This window comes from Aurantiacibacter zhengii (genome assembly GCF_003584125.1).
Taxonomy (GTDB): Bacteria; Pseudomonadota; Alphaproteobacteria; order Sphingomonadales; family Sphingomonadaceae; genus Alteraurantiacibacter; species Alteraurantiacibacter zhengii.
The window spans coordinates 186,018-204,737 of sequence record NZ_QXFL01000004.1 but is presented as its reverse complement, the minus strand read 5'-3'; the positions used below and the strand labels follow the sequence as shown (position 1 = coordinate 204,737).

Below are 18,720 nucleotides of genomic sequence, written 5' to 3'. Positions count from 1 at the left end.
TGTATGGAAAGAGATACGATTCACTTTCCAGTTTGGCAAGTGAAAACTTTCCAAGTTGGAAAGTGAGGGCGGTTCACGCACGAAAAAAGGGGAAGCGACGCATGCCGCCCCCCCCTCCTTTATCCTGTCTCAGGATCGCCGGGTTCAGTCGTCCTCGATCATCAGATCGGGGCGGGCGGGCGGCAGGTCCGCAACGCGATTCCCCGTCTTCAGATAGGTGTCGAACCACTGCATCATGCGCAGGTTGTAATCATAGCGCGACGCGGCAAAGGCATTGCCGTGGCCTTCGCCCGGATAGCGCACCAGCCGCAGCGGCGTATCGGGACGACGCAGCTTGATGTAGCGATAAAGCTCCAGGCTCTGGCCCGGATCGACGCGGGTATCGGCTGTGCCGCCCATGATCAGCAGCGGCGTGTCGGCGCGGTCGGTGTAATAGATCGGGCTGACTTCCAGGAAGTGCTGCCAGTCTTCCCACGGCCACTGGCGTGCGTGGACGAGGTACATCTCGTTCGGGATGTCGCCGGTACCGACCTTGCTGATCTGGTTGGAAATGCCAACGAACATCACGCCTGCCGTAAATTCTTCCGAATTGTAGGTGGAGGACCAGGCCGTGGCATAGCCGCCGTAGGACCCGCCGGTGATGCCCGTGCGGTCCGCATCGGCAATGCCTTCCGCCACCAAAGCGGCCTTGGCGTCGGTCAGGTCGCGGAATTCGGGGTCGGTGTAATTGCCGGAGTGGGCCTTGGAAAATGCCGTGCCGTAGGCGGTCGAGCCGCGATAGTTGGGCAGGAACACCGCATAGCCCTGACCCGCGGCGACCTGGCCGGGATTGGAATAGCTGGTGACCCAGCCGTTGCTTTCATGCGCCTCGGGCCCGCCGTGAACGTCCAGGATCGTGGGTGCCCCGCCAGCGGGAACACCGCCCACCGGAAGAACCAGCACGCCCTCGATCTCGGTGCCGTCGGTGGCGGTGAAGGTATAGGTGCGCTGCTCGCCGAAATCGATTTCCGCCAGCCAGGGATTATGGTTCGTCCAGCGGGTGAATTCGCCGGCGTTGAAGCTGAAAAGCTCGTTGGGATGTTCGGGCGAATTGGCTTCCACCACCAGGCGGTTTCCGCCCTGTTCCAGGCTGGTCAGGATCAGGCTGCCGGGATCGTATTCGCGCTGCTCTTCGCCGTTAGCCGAGTAGAACCGCAGCACGCTCTGCGCGCCCACGTGGACAACGGCAGCGAGGCGCCCGTCGGACATCCACTCGGTGTCCACCACGGCTTCCGCCGCGCCTTCGTTCACGGCGGAATAGCTGCCGGTCATCACGTCGACCAGGTGCAGCGTGGTGGCGGCAGGATCGTTCGCATCCACGCCCGCGACCATCGACAGGGTGCGGGAGTCGGGCGAGAATTCGACGTCGCCCAGCTTGCCCGGCGTTTCCACCACGGTCACGTCGCCGCTCGCCAGGTTCAGCAGGTTCACCCGCTGCGAGGTAAGCGAATCGTCGACCAGCGGGCTAGGCGCGGTCACGATCATCGCTGTCTGGCCATCGGGAGCGATATCGAAGCTGCTGACATAGCCGGGCACTTCGAACTCGACCGGCTCCGCATCCACCTCAGCGCCGCTAGCGTTGGCAACGAACATGCGGTTGAGGCGCTGTTCCTCCTCGTAGACCACGGCGTTGAAGCCATCGTCGGATTCGGTTTCGCGGTCTTCGTCGGGCGCCGACGACACCAGCATGTAGACCTGGCTGCCGTCGGGCGAGAACGCATAGTCACGCACGGCCGCGTCGGCGACGCCGGCAATCTTGCGATAGGCACCGCCGTCCACCGGAATGCCCCATACGGAGCGGTCGTCATCACCGTCGCTCCACAGGAAGGTGATCATGCTGCCATCGGGATTGAAGCCGATGGACGAAACGCTCATGTCCTCGGGCAGGTAGGCCCGCACGTCCATCGCGCCGTCGGCCAGGAACAGCTGCTGGTCTGCGGTGCCGTTTTCTTCCCCGCGCGTGACATCGGGCCAGTGGACGCGGGTGTAGGCAACGTGGCTGCCGTCCTGCGACACCGCCACGGTGCCGGTATATTCGATGCGGGCAACATCCTGGGGCGTCATGTCGCGGGCAAGGGCGGGTGCCGCAGGCAGTGTCAGCACGGTGGCAAGAAGGCCGGAACGCAAGGTAGTGCGAAGCAGGGTCATTGGCGGTAGGATCCTCTGGTGGTCTGTTTCAGTTGAAACGGTTCATAGCGACTGTGCCCGGAAGCGCAAATCTCGGCTTTTGGCCGATTATGCGCGCATTTCGCCCTCTCGCGCAGGACGGGGCAAACCTGCTATGCCATTCCCATCGTCAGGGACGGAGGGAGAAACATGGCCGACACTCAGGACATTTCCGCATGGATCGCGCTGTTCATCGGGCTCTATGCCCTGGGCGCGGCAATCGGTGAATTGCGCAGCCCGGGGAGCTGGGCCGCGATGCTCGACGGGTTCGAGACGAGCGAGGCGCTGCGTTTCCTGACCGGCATCGTGGTGCTGGCGCTGGGCGCGACGATCTACCTGGTCAATCCGTGGCGGCCCGATGACTGGCTTTCCATCGTCGTCACGGTGATCGGTGGCGGCATGGTGGTGGAAGGCGTGGTGATCCTGGGCTTCGGCAGGCCATTCCTGCATTTCGCCAGCGCCATGATGGGCGCGGTGAACCGGGCATGGGCGCTGCTGTCGGCGGGGCTGGGCCTGGTGCTGGTCTGCGTCGCGATGCTGCGGTTCTAGCGTTCGACAGACTGCATAAGGCTGGAGGAATAGGGCTGGAGGAGCGCGCTCGCCCGGTCCCATCCGGCGCGCAGCCAGGTGTCGTGCGTTTTGGGGTCAGGTGGAAGCACCACCGGCATCGCGTCGCGTCCGGCATGCTTCAGCGCGGCATTGGGCGGGCAGGTGAGCAGGGCGAAACCGGGCACTTCGCTATCCTTCCATACGCCCGCCAGCGCGAACACCGGCTGATCGGCGCAGGCGAACCAGTGCTGGCGGCGCTTCCCGTCCATACCGATCCTGCCCCATTCCATGAAGGCCGTGGCGGGCACCAGGCAGCGAAATTCCGGGTTGCGCAGGTTGCCGATCCAGAACGGGCTGTCGGGATTGCGGACGCTCAGCACAGGTCGCGCGGGATCGTGGGCCGAGGGCGGAGGCGGAACGCCCCATACCCGCGGCACCATGCGGCGCGGCTGGTTCGCTTCGCCCGGCCCGGCGATGAATTCGCGGCCTGTGGTGATGACCGGGGCAAAGCCGGAAGGCGAGATGTAACCACCCGCCCAAGGGTCGTCGCCCGGATTGATGCCGAACACCTTTCCGACCATCGCGGCATCGGCATCCAGGCGATAAAGCATCGTCACGGCTGGCGCGGGCCTATCGCGCGATGAGGAACATGTTGATCGTCAGCCGCCCCTCGGCAGGGTCTGCGGTAAGGGCGCCGGGCAGCGGAATGACGCCCGAATGCAGCAGCCGCCCGCGATAGACGATCAGGCGGTCGGGCCGGGCCTCAATCTCGCCGATCTTCTCGTACCGGTCGGTGTCGCCGTAATAATATCCTGCCGCCGGAGGACCGTATTCGCGCTCGTCTTCGGCCACGGCGGCGCTGAAGGTGGCCTCGCGCTGCGGGGTGATCGTCTCGAACCCGGTGCGCCTGTGGCGGTAAAAGGCAGTGCCGCCGGTCTCCGGGCCCAGCAGGTAATGCATGATGGCAAGCACTTCCCCGCCGGTATCGTCGTAATGCGGGATGCGTTGGGGTGGGGTAAGCTCGCCCGCTGGCGTGCATACCATCGAGAAGGCGCAGCTCTCCACCTTCACGCCCTCCTGCACGCCGAACACCTGTTGCATGATCTGCACCATCAGTGCGCCCTTGCGATCGAGGTAATCGGGCTGCCACAGGCTGCGCAGCCCCGGATACATCGCGCCGCCCGGCTGGTAGGTCGCGCTGCGGCCACGGGCCAGCAGTTCGTCTGCCATGCCGCTGTAGTCATCGATCTGCACCACCGGTTCGGCTTCCCTGCCAAAGCGGTGTACGGTTACCCCTGTGTCTGTTCTGTCCGCGCCATGCATGGTCAGGGCGTATAATAGGTTGGGGACCCCGGTCCAACCGGCAGGCCGAAGGCGAAGGTCCACAGGTAGAAGAACACGCTCCACGTCGTGATGAAGAACAAGGTGTAGGGCAGCATCATCGCGATCAGCGTGCCCACGCCCAGGTCCTTCTGGTAACGCGTCGCCCAGGCCAGGATCAGCCCGAAATAGCTCATCATGGGCGTGATGATGTTGGTGGTGGAATCGCCGATGCGATAGGCCGCCTGGATCGCCTCGGGCGCATAGCCGATCAGCATCAGCATGGGCACGAAGATGGGTGCGGTGACGGCCCACTGTGCCGATGCGGAGCCCAATGACAGATTGATCAGCGCGCAGATGGCGATGAAGGCGAAGAACACGACCGGCCCCGTCATCCCGCTTTCCACCAGGAAGTTCGCGCCGGTTACCGCCGTGATCGCGCCGAGATTCGTCCAGCCGAAAAAGGCCACGAACTGCGCGGCGAAGAACACCAGCACGATGTAAAGGCCCAGCGCAGACAGCGCCTCGGACATGGCGTCAATCACGTCGCGGTCGGTCTTCATGGAGCCGGTCACGCGCCCGTAGGTATAGCCGATGGTGATGAAAAAGATGAGGATCCAGACGACGAAGCCATCGAAGAACGGTGAATCCATCCGGTCGCCCGTTTCCGCATTGCGCAGCACGCCCCATTCGGGAACCAGCGTCATCGCCATGAAGGCCAGCACACCCAGCAGCGCCACGCCCGACCAGCGCAGGCCCTTGCGTTCGGTATCGGTGAGCGGCTGCATCATGCCTTCGTCCAGCACGTCCGGATCGGCCTTGCTCGCGTCATACGGGCCAAGCTTCGGCTCCACGATGTAAATCGACACCAGCGACCCGATGATCGTGATGAGGAACGTGCTGACGAACATGAAATACCAGTTGGCCGTGGCCAGCACGGTGTAATCGGGATCGATCAACTGCGCGGCTTCCTGCGTGATGCCCGCCAGCAGAGGGTCGATCGTGCCGATCAGCAGGTTGGCGCTGTAGCCGCCCGAAACCCCGGCAAAGGCAGCCGCCATGCCCGCCAGCGGGTGCCGGCCCAGCGCGTAATAGATCGCGCCGCCCAGCGGGATCAGCACGACGTAGCCCACCTCACTGGCAGTGTTGGAGATGATGCCGGCAAACACGATGGCTACCGTCACCAGCTTGGGCGGCGCGCCCAGCACCATGCTGCGCACGGCAGCGGACAGCAGCCCGGATTTCTCCGCCACGCCCACGCCCAGCATAGCCACCAGCACGACGCCCAGCGGGGCAAAGCTGGTGAAATTGTCGACCAGGCCGGTAAATATGCGGCGCACCCCGTCGCCGTTCATCAGGCTGACCGCGCGGATCATGCCGTCGTCCGCCACGTTCGGCGCGCCTGCGGGGCGGGGATCCTCCACCGCCACGCCCATCCAGCCGAACAGGCCGGAGACGAGCACGATGCCCACGGCCAGCAGGGCGAACAGTGTGACCGGGTGCGGCAGCAGGTTGCCCAGCCATTCCACCCCGTCAAGGAAGCGGGTGAAGGCGTTGCGCTTGCCCTGCTTGTATTCGTGCGTGGGGGTGGGGAGCTCGGACATGGGTGGGCTCTCTCGCAGTTACTTTGGGATAGGGTTGCGGGTTACGTGGCAGACGCGGTCTGGCGCGCCGATGAACGGCCGTGGCTTAGCCGATGGCCATGCCGGGCAGCACATCGAGACGGAAAGCCTCCAGTGCCGTGGTCCACTGCGATAAGTGTCCATGTCAGAATTGGCAAGGCAGGTATATCCGAAGCCAGTATCGCGCTTTCCCCTCGCGCAAACGGCAACGGGCGACGCATCCCGTGATGCGCCGCCCGCCACTGGCCGAAAGAATGGCGAGGGCTAGAAGCCCAGCGTCATGCCTACGCGCGCCGCCGTTTTGCCATTGCGGTTGAAGCCGGTGGCAACGCCCGCATTCAGCGCGATGTTTTCCGTCACCAAGGCGCCTACCTGCAACGATCCGGCGTGCGCCCCGTCATATGTTGCAACGTTGGCGGTGAGGTTGAAGGACATGTTGGGCAGGAAAGCATTGCCGCTCATCGCGGTTGCGACCGCGGTGGAGCCGGAAATGCGATCATCCAGCAGCGCGATCTGATCGTCGATCATGTCGATGCGAGTGCCGACCGCGTCCAGCCTTTCCGACAGCGCGTTGTCCGCTGCCAGCCGCGCTGTCTGTTCCGAAGCGAGGTTGGCGGCCAGCTGGCTGGTCAGAGTTGCCTGGCTGGTAATCCGCTGTCCCAGCGCGATATCGGCATCGGCACGGGCGATGGATTCCGCATTGATGACGGTTTGCAACGCATTGTCCCCCGCCACCCGCGCGGCCTGCTCGGTGTTGAGATTGGCGGTGAGCTGGTTGGTGACGGCCACCTGCCCGTCGATCCGCTGGCCCAGTGCAAGGTCGGCATTGGAGCGGGCGATGGACTCAGCGTTCACGGCAAGCTGCAGGCCGTTGTCCGCTGCCAGGCGTGCATCGCTTTCAGCGCTTAGCTGCGCCACCGTTGTCGCGTCGCTTGCCGCGATACCGGCAGCAACATTGGTAATGCGGCGTTCCGCACCTGTGGCACCCACAGAAACGGTATTTGCCTGATCGGCAATCGATCCTGCACCCAGCGCAACGCTGTTGCTGGAAAGCGCCATTGCATCGCCGCCCAGGGCGACCGATCCCGCTGTCATGGCCATCGCCCCGTTGCCCAGCGCCACGCTGCCGTTGCCATTCGCCGTAGTCATGTTGCCCAGCGCAACCGCGCCGATGCCAGTGGCGGTGTTGTCTGCGCCGATGGCGATTGCACCTGTTCCGGCAGCAATGTTGGGATCGCCGATGGCGACCGCGCCATTGCCGATCGCCGACTGCTGAAGGCCCAGCGCAACCGCGCCTTCTCCCTCTGCGATGGATCCGCTGCCGCCTGCAAGCGCGCCGTTGCCGTTCGCATCGGAGGCATCGCCGCCGCCGCCGACAACCGCGCCGCTTTCGGCAAGCGCCGCCTCGAGCTGGGCAAGGGTTACGGCGTCGTTCTGCTCCACGGCCGCGCCGAGGTTGGAGATACGGCTACCGTTCATGTTGATGCCGCCCGTCACCGCGATGGTGGGGGTGATAAGGCCAGTTTCGTCCAGCTGCGTGGTGATTTGGGCGCTCAGCGCATAGTTCAGCCGATAGGGAGAGACGAGGCCGATGTTCACTGCTCCGGTCGCCTCGTCATAAGGCGTGAACAGCGAGCCCTGTTGCAAGCTGGCGGTGCCGCCAAGCGTGCCGAACTGGATCGCGCCGGTCCCGCTGCGGCCCTGGAACGATCCCGACACCGCCACGCCGTTGTCGACGATGGCGGCGGGGTCTGCTGTGGCCAGCAGGAAATCGTAGTCCCCTCCGTCCGAGGTGGAAAGGTTGCCATCTGCATTCACGTCGATCGCGTTGATCGTGGTCTGGAGACTGGAGTAGGAGACGTAGGCCGGATCTTCCGGCTGCGGCGGGGTGGGATCGCCAATGCGCACCAGCTGGCTGCTGCGCGAGACATAGCTCGCATCCACGTTTACGGTCTGCAAGGTGGTGTCGAAGAAGAAATCGGCATCGGTGTAGCCGCCGCCGAAGGGATACTGGAACGGCGTGCCCACCACGGTGGGAATACCGTCCACCTGAAGGTTGCCGGAGAATGTGACATCGTAGGTGTTGCGCACCACGTCGAAAGTCGCATCGCGGGGCGTGCGGGTCTGGCTTACAGGCGTTACCGTCCGGGTGCCGTCCACGTAGCATTCCGACGCGACATTGCCGGGGAAGGTGATGCCGTCATAAAAGCAGTTGAAATCCTTGAGCGGGGTCGAAGGCAGATCGATATCCACCGACTGCGCCATGGCCGGGGCGGAGATGGCGAGGGCCAGCACGCTGGCGCCTACGGAAAGGCGACGAGCGCCGCGAATTACAGTAAGTCCCTTCATCGTTTTGATCCTTGAACGGACACGCCACAGCGCAGCGAGACGCCGGCGTTCTCACCGAAGTCTCACCGTGAAAGGCGTGTGCGTTATATTGTGAGGTAATGCCCGTTATCTCGAACGCTATTGTTCGCGATACTACGGAATATATGCAATTTCGTTTGGCGGCGCAAACGTTTCAACACGTGCGCCTGTCGCGCCGGCAATTCTTGCGCAGACCCGTTGCGGACCCGCTGCGCTTCACCTACAAGACGTGCATCCCCGGGGAGCCATGAGGCTGAGAGGGCGGTTGAAGTCCGCCGACCCGTTGAACCTGAACCCGTTAGCACGGGCGGAGGGAAGGGCCGGCACTTTCGCCCGAAGTCCCTTTTCCCGCCCATGAGGAGAGACTTCGTATGGCCGACATCAATTCACCTGTCGAAATCGGCGTCACCACCGGACCTATCCGCGGCAGCCGCAAGATCCATGTCGGCCCGCTGAAAGTCGCCATGCGCGAGATCGACCTCGAACCTTCCAGCGGCGAGCCGCCGGTCCGCGTGTACGACACCTCCGGCCCCTACACCGACCCCGAGTCGACAATCGACATCAACACCGGCCTGCCGCTGCTGCGCCGCCAGTGGCAACTGGATCGCGGCGATATCGAGGAATACACCGCACGCGAGGTGAAGCCGGAAGACAACGGCCAGCTTGGCCCCGATCGCAGCGGCGGCGTGCCCGCGTTTCCCAACGTCAGCAAGACCGTGTTCCGCGCCAAGCCCGGCAAGAACCTGTCGCAGATGCACTACGCGAAGCAGGGCATCATCACGCCGGAAATGGAATATGTGGCGGAGCGCGAGAACCTGGGCCGTGCCGCGCTGAAGGAAGTCACCCGTGACGGGCAGGACTGGGGCGCGGAAATCCCCGACTACGTCACGCCCGAATTCGTGCGCGACGAGGTTGCGCGCGGCCGCGCAATCATCCCCTCCAACGTCAACCACCCGGAAGCCGAGCCGATGGCCATCGGGCGCAATTTCCTGGTGAAGATCAACGCCAACATCGGCAATTCCGCCGTCGCCAGCGACGTGGCGAACGAGGTGGACAAGATGGTCTGGTCGATCCGCTGGGGCGCGGACACGGTGATGGACCTGAGCACAGGCCGCAACATCCACGACACCCGCGAATGGATCATCCGCAACAGCCCCGTGCCCATCGGCACCGTGCCCATCTACCAGGCGCTGGAGAAAGTCGGCGGCGTGGCAGAGGACCTGACCTGGGAAGTGTTCCGCGACACGCTGATCGAGCAGGCCGAGCAGGGCGTCGACTATTTCACCATCCACGCGGGCGTGCGCCTGCCCTACGTGCCGCTGGCGGCCAAGCGCGTGACCGGCATCGTGTCGCGCGGCGGCTCCATCATGGCGAAATGGTGCCTGGCCCACCACAAGGAGAGCTTCCTCTACGAGAAGTTCGACGAGATCACCGAGATCATGAAGGCCTACGACGTCGCCTATTCGCTGGGCGACGGCCTGCGCCCCGGCAGTATCGCGGACGCCAATGACGAGGCGCAGTTCGCCGAGCTCTACACGCTGGGCGAGCTGACCAAGCGAGCCTGGGAGCAGGACGTGCAGGTGATGATCGAGGGGCCGGGCCACGTGCCCATGCACAAGATCAAGGAGAACATGACGAAGCAGCTCGAGGCCTGCGGGGAGGCTCCGTTCTACACCCTCGGGCCGCTCGTCACCGACATTGCGCCGGGCTACGACCACATCACCAGCGGCATCGGCGCGGCGCAGATCGGCTGGTACGGCACGGCGATGCTCTGCTACGTCACGCCCAAGGAACACCTCGGCCTGCCCGACCGCGACGACGTGAAAGTCGGCGTCGTCACCTACAAGCTGGCCGCCCACGCGGCGGACCTTGCCAAGGGCCACCCGGCCGCACAGGTGCGCGACGACGCGCTGTCGAAAGCCCGCTTCGAATTCCGCTGGCGCGACCAGTTCAACCTCTCGCTGGACCCCGACACCGCCGAGCAATACCACGACCAGACCCTGCCCGCCGAAGGCGCGAAAACCGCGCATTTCTGCTCCATGTGCGGGCCGAAGTTCTGCTCAATGAAGATTTCGCAAGAGGTGCGCGAGTTTGCGGCAAAGCAGAACTCCGACAGCTACCTCGCCACCGAGAACGTGGCTTCGGAGACGCCGCCCGAGGCGAAAGCCAACGCCGAGGAAGGCATGGAGGAAATGAGCCGCCGGTATAAGGAAGGCGGGGACTTGTATGTGCCGAAGGGGTGAGCGGCCATGTATTTAGAAGGTTGAACTTTTAAATAAATGTGCATAGCGTTCTATCAATGTTCTTGTGAGGATTTGATGGAACCACAGGCTTTCGGTGATAAGCATACGCTAAAGAAGCTTGAGGCAGTCGAGGAATATCTTGGGATGTTCACGACTGCCCTGAGAGACAAATTTGAGCTTCTTTACATCGACGCGTGCGCAGGATCAGGTTCATCGATGCCTCGGTCAGCGAAAGAGAAGGAGCAGGTCGAGAATGGGCAAATCCAATTGCTGGAACCTGCCGCAGAGTTGGCCGACACGGATGAGATAATTGTCGGCTCTGCCCTTCGCGCGCTAGGGGTAAAGTATCCGTTCAATCGATACCTCTTTAACGACAAAAAGAGGAAAAATGTAGAAGCCCTGCGTCGCGAGGTGAAAACAAAATTTAGCCATTTGGAAGATCGAGTAACGATCACGCAATTTGACGCCAATGAGATGCTTCTTCGCATCTGCGATACGATCAACTGGCGGAACTCGCGTGCCGTGGTGTTTCTTGATCCGTTTGGCTTGCAGATCAAATTCGATACATTGCAAGCACTAGCAAGAACGCAAGCGGTGGATGTCTGGTACTTAGTGCCGGTATTTGCGATGTTCAGGCAGGTTCGCGGGGATGGGGCGGTATTGGCAGATGGGGGGCGCAGTGTCGATGAAGCGCTGGGAACGACAGAGTGGCGGAATGTCCTGCCTGTAGAAGAGAAGGGGCAAATGGATATGTTCGGGCAAAAACTGTCCGAGAAGGCTGTTGATGTCGCGTGGTTTGAGAAGATCGCGCAAGAGCGTCTTAAAGCGGCTTTCGGAGGTCGCGTCGTCGAACAAGTTCTGCCGTTAGGCAAACCTGGGCTTCATGAATTCTCTCTTATGTTTGCTTGGGCAAACCCACATACGAGTGCGAGGCTCGCCTCTAAATTTGCGTCAGTGGTGCTGAAGTAATGGCAGGCTCATCCGAGATCGAATGGACTGACGTAACTTGGAACCCAGTTGCAGGTTGCACTGTCGCATCAAAGGGTTGCACCAACTGTTACGCAATGAGAATGGCGGCCCGGCTTCAAGCAATGGGGCATCACAAATATGAAGGGACCACCCGAAAGAGCGGCGGTCGTTACGTCTGGACTGGAAGAGTAAATATAGATGAAAGCAGTCTTTCCGCTCCGTTAGAATGGCGCAAGCCAAAGCGAATCTTTGTCAACTCGATGTCGGACCTATTTCATCCTGACGTGCCCGCTGATTTTGTGGTCCGTGTTTGGGAAACGATGATCGCTTGCCCGCATCATCATTTTCAGATTCTTACGAAGAGGCCAGATCGAATGGCTGAGATGTTCTCGCAAGGCGTAATTGAAGCGCGAAATCACATTTGGGTGGGCACTTCTATTGAGAGTAGCGAGGTCGCAGAACGAGTAAGACATCTCGCCTCAGTTCGTGGTGCGACTCTTTTCATTTCGTTCGAGCCTTTGATCGGTGAGATTCAGGACATCGATCTCCGTGGTATCCATTGGGCCATCGTTGGAGGGGAATCCGGTCCTCGAGCACGGCCTATGCAAGAAGCATGGGTTGAGCGTCTCCTCGAGATATGCCGTCGTGACGATGTTGCGTTTTTCTTTAAGCAATGGGGCGGCAGGAATAAAAAAGCGGCAGGCCGCGAATTGCACGGGCAGACCTTCGACGAATACCCGCTTGAATTAGAAGCTTAACGCCTACCACATAACCCCCATGTCCGCAGACTGCTGTTCCGCCAAATCGACCACGCTCGAACAACTCGCCCGCCAACGGGAGCAGCGGCGCGTGCTCGTCATCGTGCTGGCCATCAACGCGGTGATGTTCGTGCTTGAATTCGGGGCGGGGGTGATTGCCGGGTCGGCGGCGCTCATGGCCGATGCCAGCGACATGTTGGGCGACGCGGTGGTCTATGCGGTCAGCCTCTATGCGCTGGCCCGGTCGGACCGGTGGAAGGCCGGGGCGGCCATGCTGAAAGGCGTGGTGATCCTGGCGCTGGGCGTGGGCATCGCGGTGAACGTGGTGGTCCGGATACAGAGCGGCGTGCCGCCAAGTTCCACGCTGATGCTGGTGTTCGGCGCGCTGGCGCTGTTGGCCAACCTGGTGTGCCTCAGGCTGCTCACCCGTTTCCGCAACCAGGACGTGAACATGGCGAGCACCTGGGAATGTTCGCGCAACGACGTGATCAACAATTGCGGCGTGCTGCTGGCTGCGGGCCTCGTCTGGTGGCTGGCCTCGCCGTGGCCCGATATCGTGATCGGCTCGGTGATGGCGCTTATATTCCTGCGCTCCGCCCTGCGCGTGATGGCGGAGGCCGCACCCCAGCTTCGCGCGGCCTGAGGCCTTTCCTACACCCCGTCACCATGGTCCGGTGCCGCGCATGGAAGCACTCCCGCACAGCATACGAAAAAGCCCGCCCCGGACGCTTCCGGAGCGGGCTTCCTGAAATGCTCTATGCCTTCGCTTACATCGCGGCGTCGGCGGTCATGGCGCTCATGTCCGCATCGGGCAGGGCGGCCAGGTCTTCGGCGGTCATGCCGGTCTGGATGTCCATGTCGTCGCCGTTGGTGACGGGGGTCAGGCCGTCCATCGGCACCTCCACCCAGCGATCGGGGTCGGTGTTCTCCAGTTCGACCACCAGGCCGGTGACCGCGCCGTCTCCGCCGCGGCGGACCATCTCGACATCGCCCAGGTCGGTGCCGTCCGCCGTCACCAGGTCGGCGTCGAGCAGCTGCGTCTCGGTCATGCCGAGCGCGGCTTCTTCCATGCCAGCAGCAGCGGCGCTCTGGTCCGCCTGCATTTCCATCTGGTCTTCCATGCGGTCGGCCTCCTGCTCGGCAGCGGAGTCCCCGCAGGCGGCGATCATGGCGCAGCCCGCGGCCAGCGTGGCGAGGGTGAACTTGCGATTGGTCATTTGCTTTCCTTCCAGTGATTTCCCCTTCGCCAACGCGGCATTTGCGGCGCCGTTCCGATCAGCGTTACGATCACCGTTCCGCTCGGGGGCGCTTATTGCCTCAGGACTGTGTTCCATGTGTTCCAGGTTAGGCCCGGCGCGCTCCGTTCGTCGCGTTTGTGGACGAAGGTCAGGAGCTTATCGGCATCCTCGCAGTTGCAGCATGATGACACACCCCGCATCGCCCAGCGATCTCGCCCAATGGAACCGCCTCGCCCAGCAGGGGGCCATGCTCTGGATGGAAGCATCGCAGGTCATGTGGTTGCGGGGCTTGCGGATGATGGCCGGCGGCAAACTGGCCGAGCGCGAGGCGGAGCGGATGGTGCGCGAGAAGCTGGTGGCGAGCATGACGCTGTGGCCCTTCGTGGCGATGGGCGGCATGCAGCAGACGCCCGAGCAGGTCTCCGACCGGGTGCTGCGCCATTATCGGAAACCGGTGCGCGCGAACCGCAGGCGCCTCTCGCGCTGATTTGCGGGATGCCGGGGCAGGCGGCGGCGGATCAGCCGATATCGAAGTCCGCCTCTTCCTCCCCGTCCCAGTATGCGGCGCGCGAAGCCTTGACGTGCAGCATGACCATGCCCTGCGTGTCGATGCCGTCTTCGAACCAGCGTTCCAGCTCGTCTACCCAATGCTGCGCGAACTGCGTCTTGTCGCGCACGATCTGTGCCGTGCCTTCGATTGAGATGAACACGCCCGGCGCGCCATTGTCGCGCTGCGCACCCTGGAGCGAGAGGCCGACCTTCGGATCGCGCTTGATGTCGTCCACCATCAGGCAGTCTTCCCAGGTGAAGTAGTAGCTGTCGCCATCGTAATCGACCTGGCGGTTGTTGCTCATCGGTCGTGCGCCGATCTGGCCGTCTTTCGTATGCGTGTTGAGCATCACGAAATCGATGTCCTTCATCGCCTCGGCAATGTGGGAAAGGTGGTCGTTCTGGGTGGTGTCGGCCATGGAATTCTCCTTGCGCTCCCGCAGGATGGACAGCGATCCGCCAGCCTTTGCGTTCCCGCCCGGCCTAGCGGTTCAGCGCCACCAGCACCCGGTCCAGCGCTTGCAGGAAGCGGGATCGGTCAGCCTTGCCGAACGGCGGCGGACCGCCACCGGCTGCGCCCAGCGGTCCGTCCATCCCGCTGCGCAGGTCCGCCATGATGGCGCGCGTGGCGATGGCAGAGCCTATGCTGGCGGCGTCGAACGGCCTGCCATTGTGGGCCAGCACCTGCGCGCCCGCCTTCAGGCACCGCTCTGCCAGCAGGATGTCGGCGGTGATCACCACGCTTCGCGGATCGGAGTGCTGGGCGATCCAGTCATCGGCGGCATCGAAACCGTCGCCTACGGTCACCCGCTTCACCCGCTCGCTGACGGGGACGCGGAAGGGACTGTTGCTGACGACGCGCACGTGGGCGCCGTGACGTTCGGCCACGCGGTAGATCTCGTCCTTTACCGGACAGGCGTCTGCATCCACCAGGATCGTAATGGGACCATGCTCGGGCGGGCTGTTGTTGTCCATCGCACCCGCCCTAGCGTGCCCGAAGACCAGCCTCTAGCTGTTCTTCATGTTTTCCAGCCCCTTGATCGAACCTGGCTTCAGGCTCGGCTGACTGGCATTCTGCTTTGGCCCCTTGTCCGCCTTGGGTTTGCGGTTTTCGCGGCTCTTCTTCATCTGGCCCTTGGCCATGGTCTTTTCCAATCGGGGCGGAATGCCCCGCATGCACTCTAGGCCCTTTCGCGCCAATGCCCGCACGAATTCGCCTGCATCCCCGGCGCCGTTGCCCGCCAACTGTTTTGCTGCTATAAGACACCCGCTACCAGTCGCAATCGACGGTCGATGGCCAGCCATGCGCGCGCCGTATCCATCCATTCCGCCTCCTAGCCGCAGCCGCGCCATTCTGGCGTGCTGCCATGAACAGGACGAAGACGATGGATCTCAACCAGCTCCTCTGCAACCACCAGCGCGCGCTGATGAACCAGCGCAGTGCCAAGTCCCTGAACGATCGGAATACCTATTTCGACCTTGCCGGGTACTATGGTGAACGCATCCGCAAATACCGCCTTACCGCCGGGCTGGAGCGTTAGGAATGGACCGATCGGGACCGTCCCTGACAGGCCTTGCGCCGGAATAGCTGGCCAAACGCCCTCGCGTGCCCTACATAGGCTCCGCTTACGTCGATAAATTGCGACGGACTTCTAGACTTGCCGACCGCCGCTTGCCCTTTTTGAAGGCCCCGGCGTTAACCTGACTACGACTTCCTTTTCGATGACGATTTGCACGACCACGCGGCATGTTGCCGCGCGGCAACACACGCGTTCTTGAAAGGAACCACAGCATGTCAAAGACTGGCACCGTAAAATTCTTCAATGCCGACAAGGGCTATGGCTTCATTCAGCCCGACGACGGTTCGAACGACAGCTTCGTTCACATCAGCGCCGTGCAGGCCGCCGGCATGCAGACGCTCGATAAGGAACAGCGCCTGAACTACGAAGTCGAAACCGGCCGCAATGGCAAGGAAAGCGCCGTCAACCTTTCGGCTGCCGACTGATCCGAACGCCTGTTCCCGCTTGCGGGGATTGACGAACAAGAGGGCGGGAATGCACGGGCCCGGGGCCCAAGCGTTTTCGCCTTCCTGATTTACCCCCCTGTCAGCGAGGCCGACGATGTCGCAGAACTATCACTTCTACAAGCAGCGCGCCGAAGAGGCCGCTACCGACGCCGATGGCGCCGAACTGGAAAACGTCCGCGAGCGGCACCTGCAGGCGGAGAAGACCTGGCGCGGGCTGGCCGAACAGGCTCGCAAGGTGGAGGAAGACCGCGCCGTCGCCAAGCAGGAGCGACTGGATCGCATCGCTGCCGAAGAAGAGGCAGCGGAAACCGAAAGCGGCGAATAGCCGCCTTACTACCGCGTCCTTCGCTGCTTGCCCTGCGAGCGTGATCGATGCTCTTTTTCCAGGCCGCAGTTCCAATTCCCTGAGAACGCACACCCCTTTCTGACAGGGGTTCGAGCACACGTTTGCGCTGCCTTTTGCACATTAGCCCTCTTCGTCGGGACACATCGCAGGGTGTTCCACGTTGCGCCGCGCGCCCGCTGCGCTACCCTGTATGGGGTGTGCTGCGAGAGGGGCGGAAATTATGAGCGAAGACACCCAAATCCTTGAGGAGAAGAAAGAGCGCCGCCGCCTGCCGCAGATCGGGCTGGCCCTGACCGCGCTCTATCTGGTGGGACTGGTGATCTATCTCGCGGTGCAGGGACAGAACCCGACTGACCTGAGGCTCAACGAGCTGGGCGACTTCCTGGGCGGAGTGTCCAGTCCGCTCGCGTTCCTGTGGCTGGTTCTCGGCTTCTTCCAGCAGAGCCGCGAGATCCGCCTGTCGAACAAGGCCCTTCACCTGCAGGCCCGCGAAATGCGGCGCAGTGTCGACGAGCACCGGCGCCTGGCAGGCGATCGCAGCGGACCGGAGGGAAATGCATGAGCGGTGTTACTGAAACGAACCGCGAACTGCTGACGAAAGCCTTCGCCAAGCTGGAGCATGGCGATCCGGACGATTTCCTGCCGTTGTTCGACGAACATATCACCTGGCACGTGATGGGCACCTCCAAATGGTCGAAGACGGTCAGCGGCCTCGCCGATGTAGAGGCGCAGCTGATGGGCCCGCTGTTCGCCCGTTTCGCGGGGCCATATCGCAACATTCCCGAACTGGTGCTCGCCGATGGCGACCACGTGGTCGTGCTGGCAAAGGGCCACGCCGATACCGTGGACGGGAAGGTCTACGCCAACGAGTACTGCTTCATCTTCCGCCTCGAAGCCGGCAGGATCGTGGAAGTGCGCGAGTATCTGGACACCAAGCTGGCGGACGCCGTGCTGGGTTAGGAAAGAGCCTCAGTCCGGCTTGCCGACACCGGCGCGGTCAAGCTCCGGCTGCAAGCGTCCAGTCAGCCAGAGCCACCACATGCGGAAGTCTGCAGCCAGGCTCCACAGGGGATAGGTGAAGGTTGCCGGACGGTTCTTCTCCACCGTGAAGTGCGCGAGCCAGGCAAAGAAGTACCCCGCTACCGGAAAGGCGATGAGCCACAGCCACCGCCCCGTCACGACCGCGAACAGCAGGACGGCGATAGCCAGCGTGGTGCCGATGTAGTGCAGCGCGCGTGTACGCGGCTGCGAATGCTCGCGCAGGTAGAACGGCCAGAACGCTGCGAAAGAGGTGTATTGGCGGCTCATGCGCGCGAATGTGGAGGAGAATCCGCACGCAGACAAGTCGTGTCGGAAAGCGAGGCGCTGCCAAAACAAGGGCCGAAACGAGGATCGCACCAACGCCGGGTGGGTGTTGGTGCGATCGGCCGCCATGCCTGGCGTCTCCCGCTGTCCGGCGGGCTCGAGGACCAGGTGCGGCCTTGCACCCGGGTCCGTTGCATTCGCTGTGACCGTGACGATGCGCCCGCGCATGGGATTGGACCAGAACTTTGGTACCAGATGAGCCCGGCGTGCGGCAGAACGACATCGCCGCGGAACGCCCGAGCCGGCGGGGGCGTTCGGAAAAGAAGGTAAGGAGAATACCAATGCCCCGAACCACACCAAGCATCATGTCCTTGGGAGCAGTGCTGGCGATCGCCGCCTGCGCGCCCATGGAACAACCTGGCGCAGACGAATACGATACCACGCTGGCGAACGTTGATACCGACCGCGCATGCTTTTTCACGCGCGAGATCAACGGCTACTCCAATGCGCCGGAGAGCCCCAGGGGCCGCGACCGGCTCTATATCGCGACCGGCGTCAGCGAGCGTTGGTTGCTGGAGACCTGGGGGTCCTGCCCGGAACTGGATTTCAGCCTTGCCGTGGGACTGGATGCGCGTGGCTCCACCAGTATCTGTACCGGACAGATGGAAACACTCGTGGTGCCGTCAGCCATCCCGGACACGCTGGACCGCTGTCCCGTCCGCGTCGTTGGCCGGGTGATCGAGGAGGACTAGCGCTTCTTCACGAACTCTGCGCGCAGCACGAGGCCCTTTATACCCGGGTACTTGCAGTCGATTTCCTGCGCATCGCCTGTCAACCGGATCGACTTGATGAGAGTGCCTTGCTTCAGGGTCTGGCCGGCGCCCTTCACGTCCAGGTCCTTCACCAGGGTGACCTGGTCGCCATCGGCAAGCAGGTTGCCAACGGCATCGCGAACTTCCACCCGGTCTGCCTCAGCCTGCCGCTCCGCTAGTTCGGATGACGGCATCCATTCGCCGCTTTCCTCGTCGTAGACATACGCGTCATCATCCGTGGCCATGGACCTGTCTCCTTCGGCACCTCCAGTGGCAGGCGCGGGGGCTTCGGGCAAGCCGGCGCCGCACTACGTGCTTTGGGCCAGTTGCGGAACGTACGGCCATTCGCAACCATTGTAGCGCTGAACGGATGGCCCGGAGGGGTCTGAATGCCGCCAGCCATTCGACTGA

Annotated in this window: 23 protein-coding genes and 1 riboswitch; of the genes, 12 read left to right on the top strand and 11 right to left on the bottom strand. The window is 62.9% G+C overall.

Annotated elements, in window-relative coordinates; translation table 11 throughout:
- Positions 1-144: 144 nt before the first annotated feature.
- The gene (locus D2V07_RS10505; RefSeq protein ID WP_119586945.1) at positions 145-2,187 is read right to left on the bottom strand and encodes an alpha/beta hydrolase family protein; all 2,043 of its coding nucleotides are present in this window, start codon (positions 2,185-2,187) and stop codon (positions 145-147) included.
- A gap of 168 nt (positions 2,188-2,355) precedes the next feature.
- Between D2V07_RS10505 and D2V07_RS10500 the strand changes: the two genes are divergently transcribed.
- Positions 2,356-2,754, top strand: coding sequence for a hypothetical protein (locus D2V07_RS10500; RefSeq protein ID WP_119586944.1), 399 nt, complete (start codon positions 2,356-2,358; stop codon positions 2,752-2,754).
- Here D2V07_RS10500 and D2V07_RS10495 read toward each other — a convergent pair.
- From D2V07_RS10495 to D2V07_RS10480, 4 genes are all read right to left on the bottom strand, one after another.
- Positions 2,751-3,365, bottom strand: coding sequence for an SOS response-associated peptidase family protein (locus tag D2V07_RS10495; protein ID WP_119587185.1), 615 nt, complete (start codon positions 3,363-3,365; stop codon positions 2,751-2,753). The genes D2V07_RS10500 and D2V07_RS10495 overlap by 4 nt on opposite strands.
- Positions 3,366-3,384: 19 nt before the next feature.
- Positions 3,385-4,077: a DUF6445 family protein gene (locus tag D2V07_RS10490; RefSeq protein WP_147366940.1), complete on the bottom strand. Its 693-nt coding sequence runs from the start codon at positions 4,075-4,077 to the stop codon at positions 3,385-3,387.
- A gap of 2 nt (positions 4,078-4,079) precedes the next feature.
- Positions 4,080-5,678 (bottom strand): AbgT family transporter, encoded by a 1,599-nt coding sequence (locus D2V07_RS10485; protein WP_119586942.1) that lies wholly within the window; start codon positions 5,676-5,678, stop codon positions 4,080-4,082.
- Positions 5,679-5,960: 282 nt separating this feature from the next.
- Positions 5,961-8,045 carry a YadA-like family protein gene (locus D2V07_RS10480; RefSeq protein ID WP_147366939.1) on the bottom strand — a complete coding sequence of 695 codons (2,085 nt, stop codon included), beginning with the start codon at positions 8,043-8,045 and terminating at the stop codon, positions 5,961-5,963.
- 246 nt (positions 8,046-8,291) lie between these two features.
- A riboswitch (TPP riboswitch) is annotated at positions 8,292-8,396 on the top strand.
- A 38-nt stretch (positions 8,397-8,434) separates the two neighbouring features.
- Here D2V07_RS10480 and thiC point away from each other — a divergent pair.
- The 4 genes from thiC to D2V07_RS10460 all read left to right on the top strand — a co-directional run bounded on the left by thiC (position 8,435) and on the right by D2V07_RS10460 (position 12,676).
- A complete protein-coding gene (thiC, locus tag D2V07_RS10475; protein WP_119586940.1) occupies positions 8,435-10,306 on the top strand; it encodes a phosphomethylpyrimidine synthase ThiC in 1,872 nt (623 codons plus the stop codon).
- A gap of 75 nt (positions 10,307-10,381) precedes the next feature.
- Positions 10,382-11,275: a three-Cys-motif partner protein TcmP gene (gene tcmP / locus D2V07_RS10470; protein WP_158586808.1), complete on the top strand. Its 894-nt coding sequence runs from the start codon at positions 10,382-10,384 to the stop codon at positions 11,273-11,275.
- Complete coding sequence (locus D2V07_RS10465; RefSeq protein WP_119586938.1) at positions 11,275-12,033, top strand: DUF5131 family protein; 759 nt, start codon at positions 11,275-11,277, stop codon at positions 12,031-12,033. The genes tcmP and D2V07_RS10465 overlap by 1 nt, the downstream gene beginning before the upstream one ends.
- Positions 12,034-12,052: 19 nt before the next feature.
- Positions 12,053-12,676, top strand: a complete 624-nt coding sequence (locus D2V07_RS10460; protein ID WP_119586937.1) for a cation transporter — start codon at positions 12,053-12,055, stop codon at positions 12,674-12,676.
- 124 nt (positions 12,677-12,800) lie between these two features.
- Here D2V07_RS10460 and D2V07_RS10455 read toward each other — a convergent pair whose 3' ends face one another.
- Complete coding sequence (locus tag D2V07_RS10455) at positions 12,801-13,250, bottom strand: PRC-barrel domain containing protein (RefSeq protein ID WP_119586936.1); 450 nt, start codon at positions 13,248-13,250, stop codon at positions 12,801-12,803.
- 202 nt (positions 13,251-13,452) lie between these two features.
- Here D2V07_RS10455 and D2V07_RS10450 point away from each other — a divergent pair, with 202 nt between their 5' ends.
- A complete protein-coding gene (locus D2V07_RS10450; RefSeq protein WP_233548349.1) occupies positions 13,453-13,758 on the top strand; it encodes a hypothetical protein in 306 nt (101 codons plus the stop codon).
- 31 nt (positions 13,759-13,789) lie between these two features.
- Here the strand turns inward: D2V07_RS10450 and D2V07_RS10445 are convergent, their stop codons facing one another.
- From D2V07_RS10445 to D2V07_RS19010, 3 genes are all read right to left on the bottom strand, one after another.
- Complete coding sequence (locus D2V07_RS10445) at positions 13,790-14,239, bottom strand: pyridoxamine 5'-phosphate oxidase family protein (RefSeq protein WP_119586935.1); 450 nt, start codon at positions 14,237-14,239, stop codon at positions 13,790-13,792.
- A 64-nt stretch (positions 14,240-14,303) separates the two neighbouring features.
- Positions 14,304-14,795 carry a YaiI/YqxD family protein gene (locus D2V07_RS10440; RefSeq protein ID WP_199698776.1) on the bottom strand — a complete coding sequence of 164 codons (492 nt, stop codon included), beginning with the start codon at positions 14,793-14,795 and terminating at the stop codon, positions 14,304-14,306.
- Positions 14,796-14,828: 33 nt separating this feature from the next.
- Positions 14,829-14,963 carry a hypothetical protein gene (locus D2V07_RS19010; RefSeq protein ID WP_267899753.1) on the bottom strand — a complete coding sequence of 45 codons (135 nt, stop codon included), beginning with the start codon at positions 14,961-14,963 and terminating at the stop codon, positions 14,829-14,831.
- 224 nt (positions 14,964-15,187) lie between these two features.
- Here D2V07_RS19010 and D2V07_RS18575 point away from each other — a divergent pair, with 224 nt between their 5' ends.
- The 5 genes from D2V07_RS18575 (at position 15,188) to D2V07_RS10415 (ending at position 17,152) form a co-directional block, all read left to right on the top strand.
- Entirely contained in the window at positions 15,188-15,361 is a 174-nt protein-coding gene (locus D2V07_RS18575; protein ID WP_158586807.1) for a hypothetical protein, read from the top strand.
- Between the two features lie 251 nt (positions 15,362-15,612).
- Positions 15,613-15,825, top strand: coding sequence for a cold-shock protein (locus D2V07_RS10430; RefSeq protein ID WP_119587182.1), 213 nt, complete (start codon positions 15,613-15,615; stop codon positions 15,823-15,825).
- A 115-nt stretch (positions 15,826-15,940) separates the two neighbouring features.
- Positions 15,941-16,171 (top strand): hypothetical protein, encoded by a 231-nt coding sequence (locus D2V07_RS10425; RefSeq protein ID WP_119586933.1) that lies wholly within the window; start codon positions 15,941-15,943, stop codon positions 16,169-16,171.
- A gap of 241 nt (positions 16,172-16,412) precedes the next feature.
- Complete coding sequence (locus tag D2V07_RS10420; RefSeq protein ID WP_233548348.1) at positions 16,413-16,754, top strand: hypothetical protein; 342 nt, start codon at positions 16,413-16,415, stop codon at positions 16,752-16,754.
- A complete protein-coding gene (locus tag D2V07_RS10415) occupies positions 16,751-17,152 on the top strand; it encodes a nuclear transport factor 2 family protein (protein ID WP_119586931.1) in 402 nt (133 codons plus the stop codon). Before D2V07_RS10420 ends, D2V07_RS10415 begins: the two co-directional genes overlap by 4 nt.
- Before the next feature lie 9 nt (positions 17,153-17,161).
- Here D2V07_RS10415 and D2V07_RS10410 read toward each other — a convergent pair whose 3' ends face one another.
- A complete protein-coding gene (locus D2V07_RS10410; RefSeq protein ID WP_119586930.1) occupies positions 17,162-17,500 on the bottom strand; it encodes a DUF962 domain-containing protein in 339 nt (112 codons plus the stop codon).
- Between the two features lie 338 nt (positions 17,501-17,838).
- Between D2V07_RS10410 and D2V07_RS10405 the strand changes: the two genes are divergently transcribed.
- Entirely contained in the window at positions 17,839-18,249 is a 411-nt protein-coding gene (locus D2V07_RS10405; RefSeq protein ID WP_147366938.1) for a DUF6491 family protein, read from the top strand.
- On the opposite strand, the gene D2V07_RS10400 is transcribed toward D2V07_RS10405, so the two are convergent.
- Entirely contained in the window at positions 18,246-18,554 is a 309-nt protein-coding gene (locus D2V07_RS10400; RefSeq protein ID WP_119586928.1) for an alkylphosphonate utilization protein, read from the bottom strand. The two genes, D2V07_RS10405 and D2V07_RS10400, sit on opposite strands and share 4 nt — an antisense overlap.
- Between the last annotated feature and the right edge of the window lie 166 nt (positions 18,555-18,720).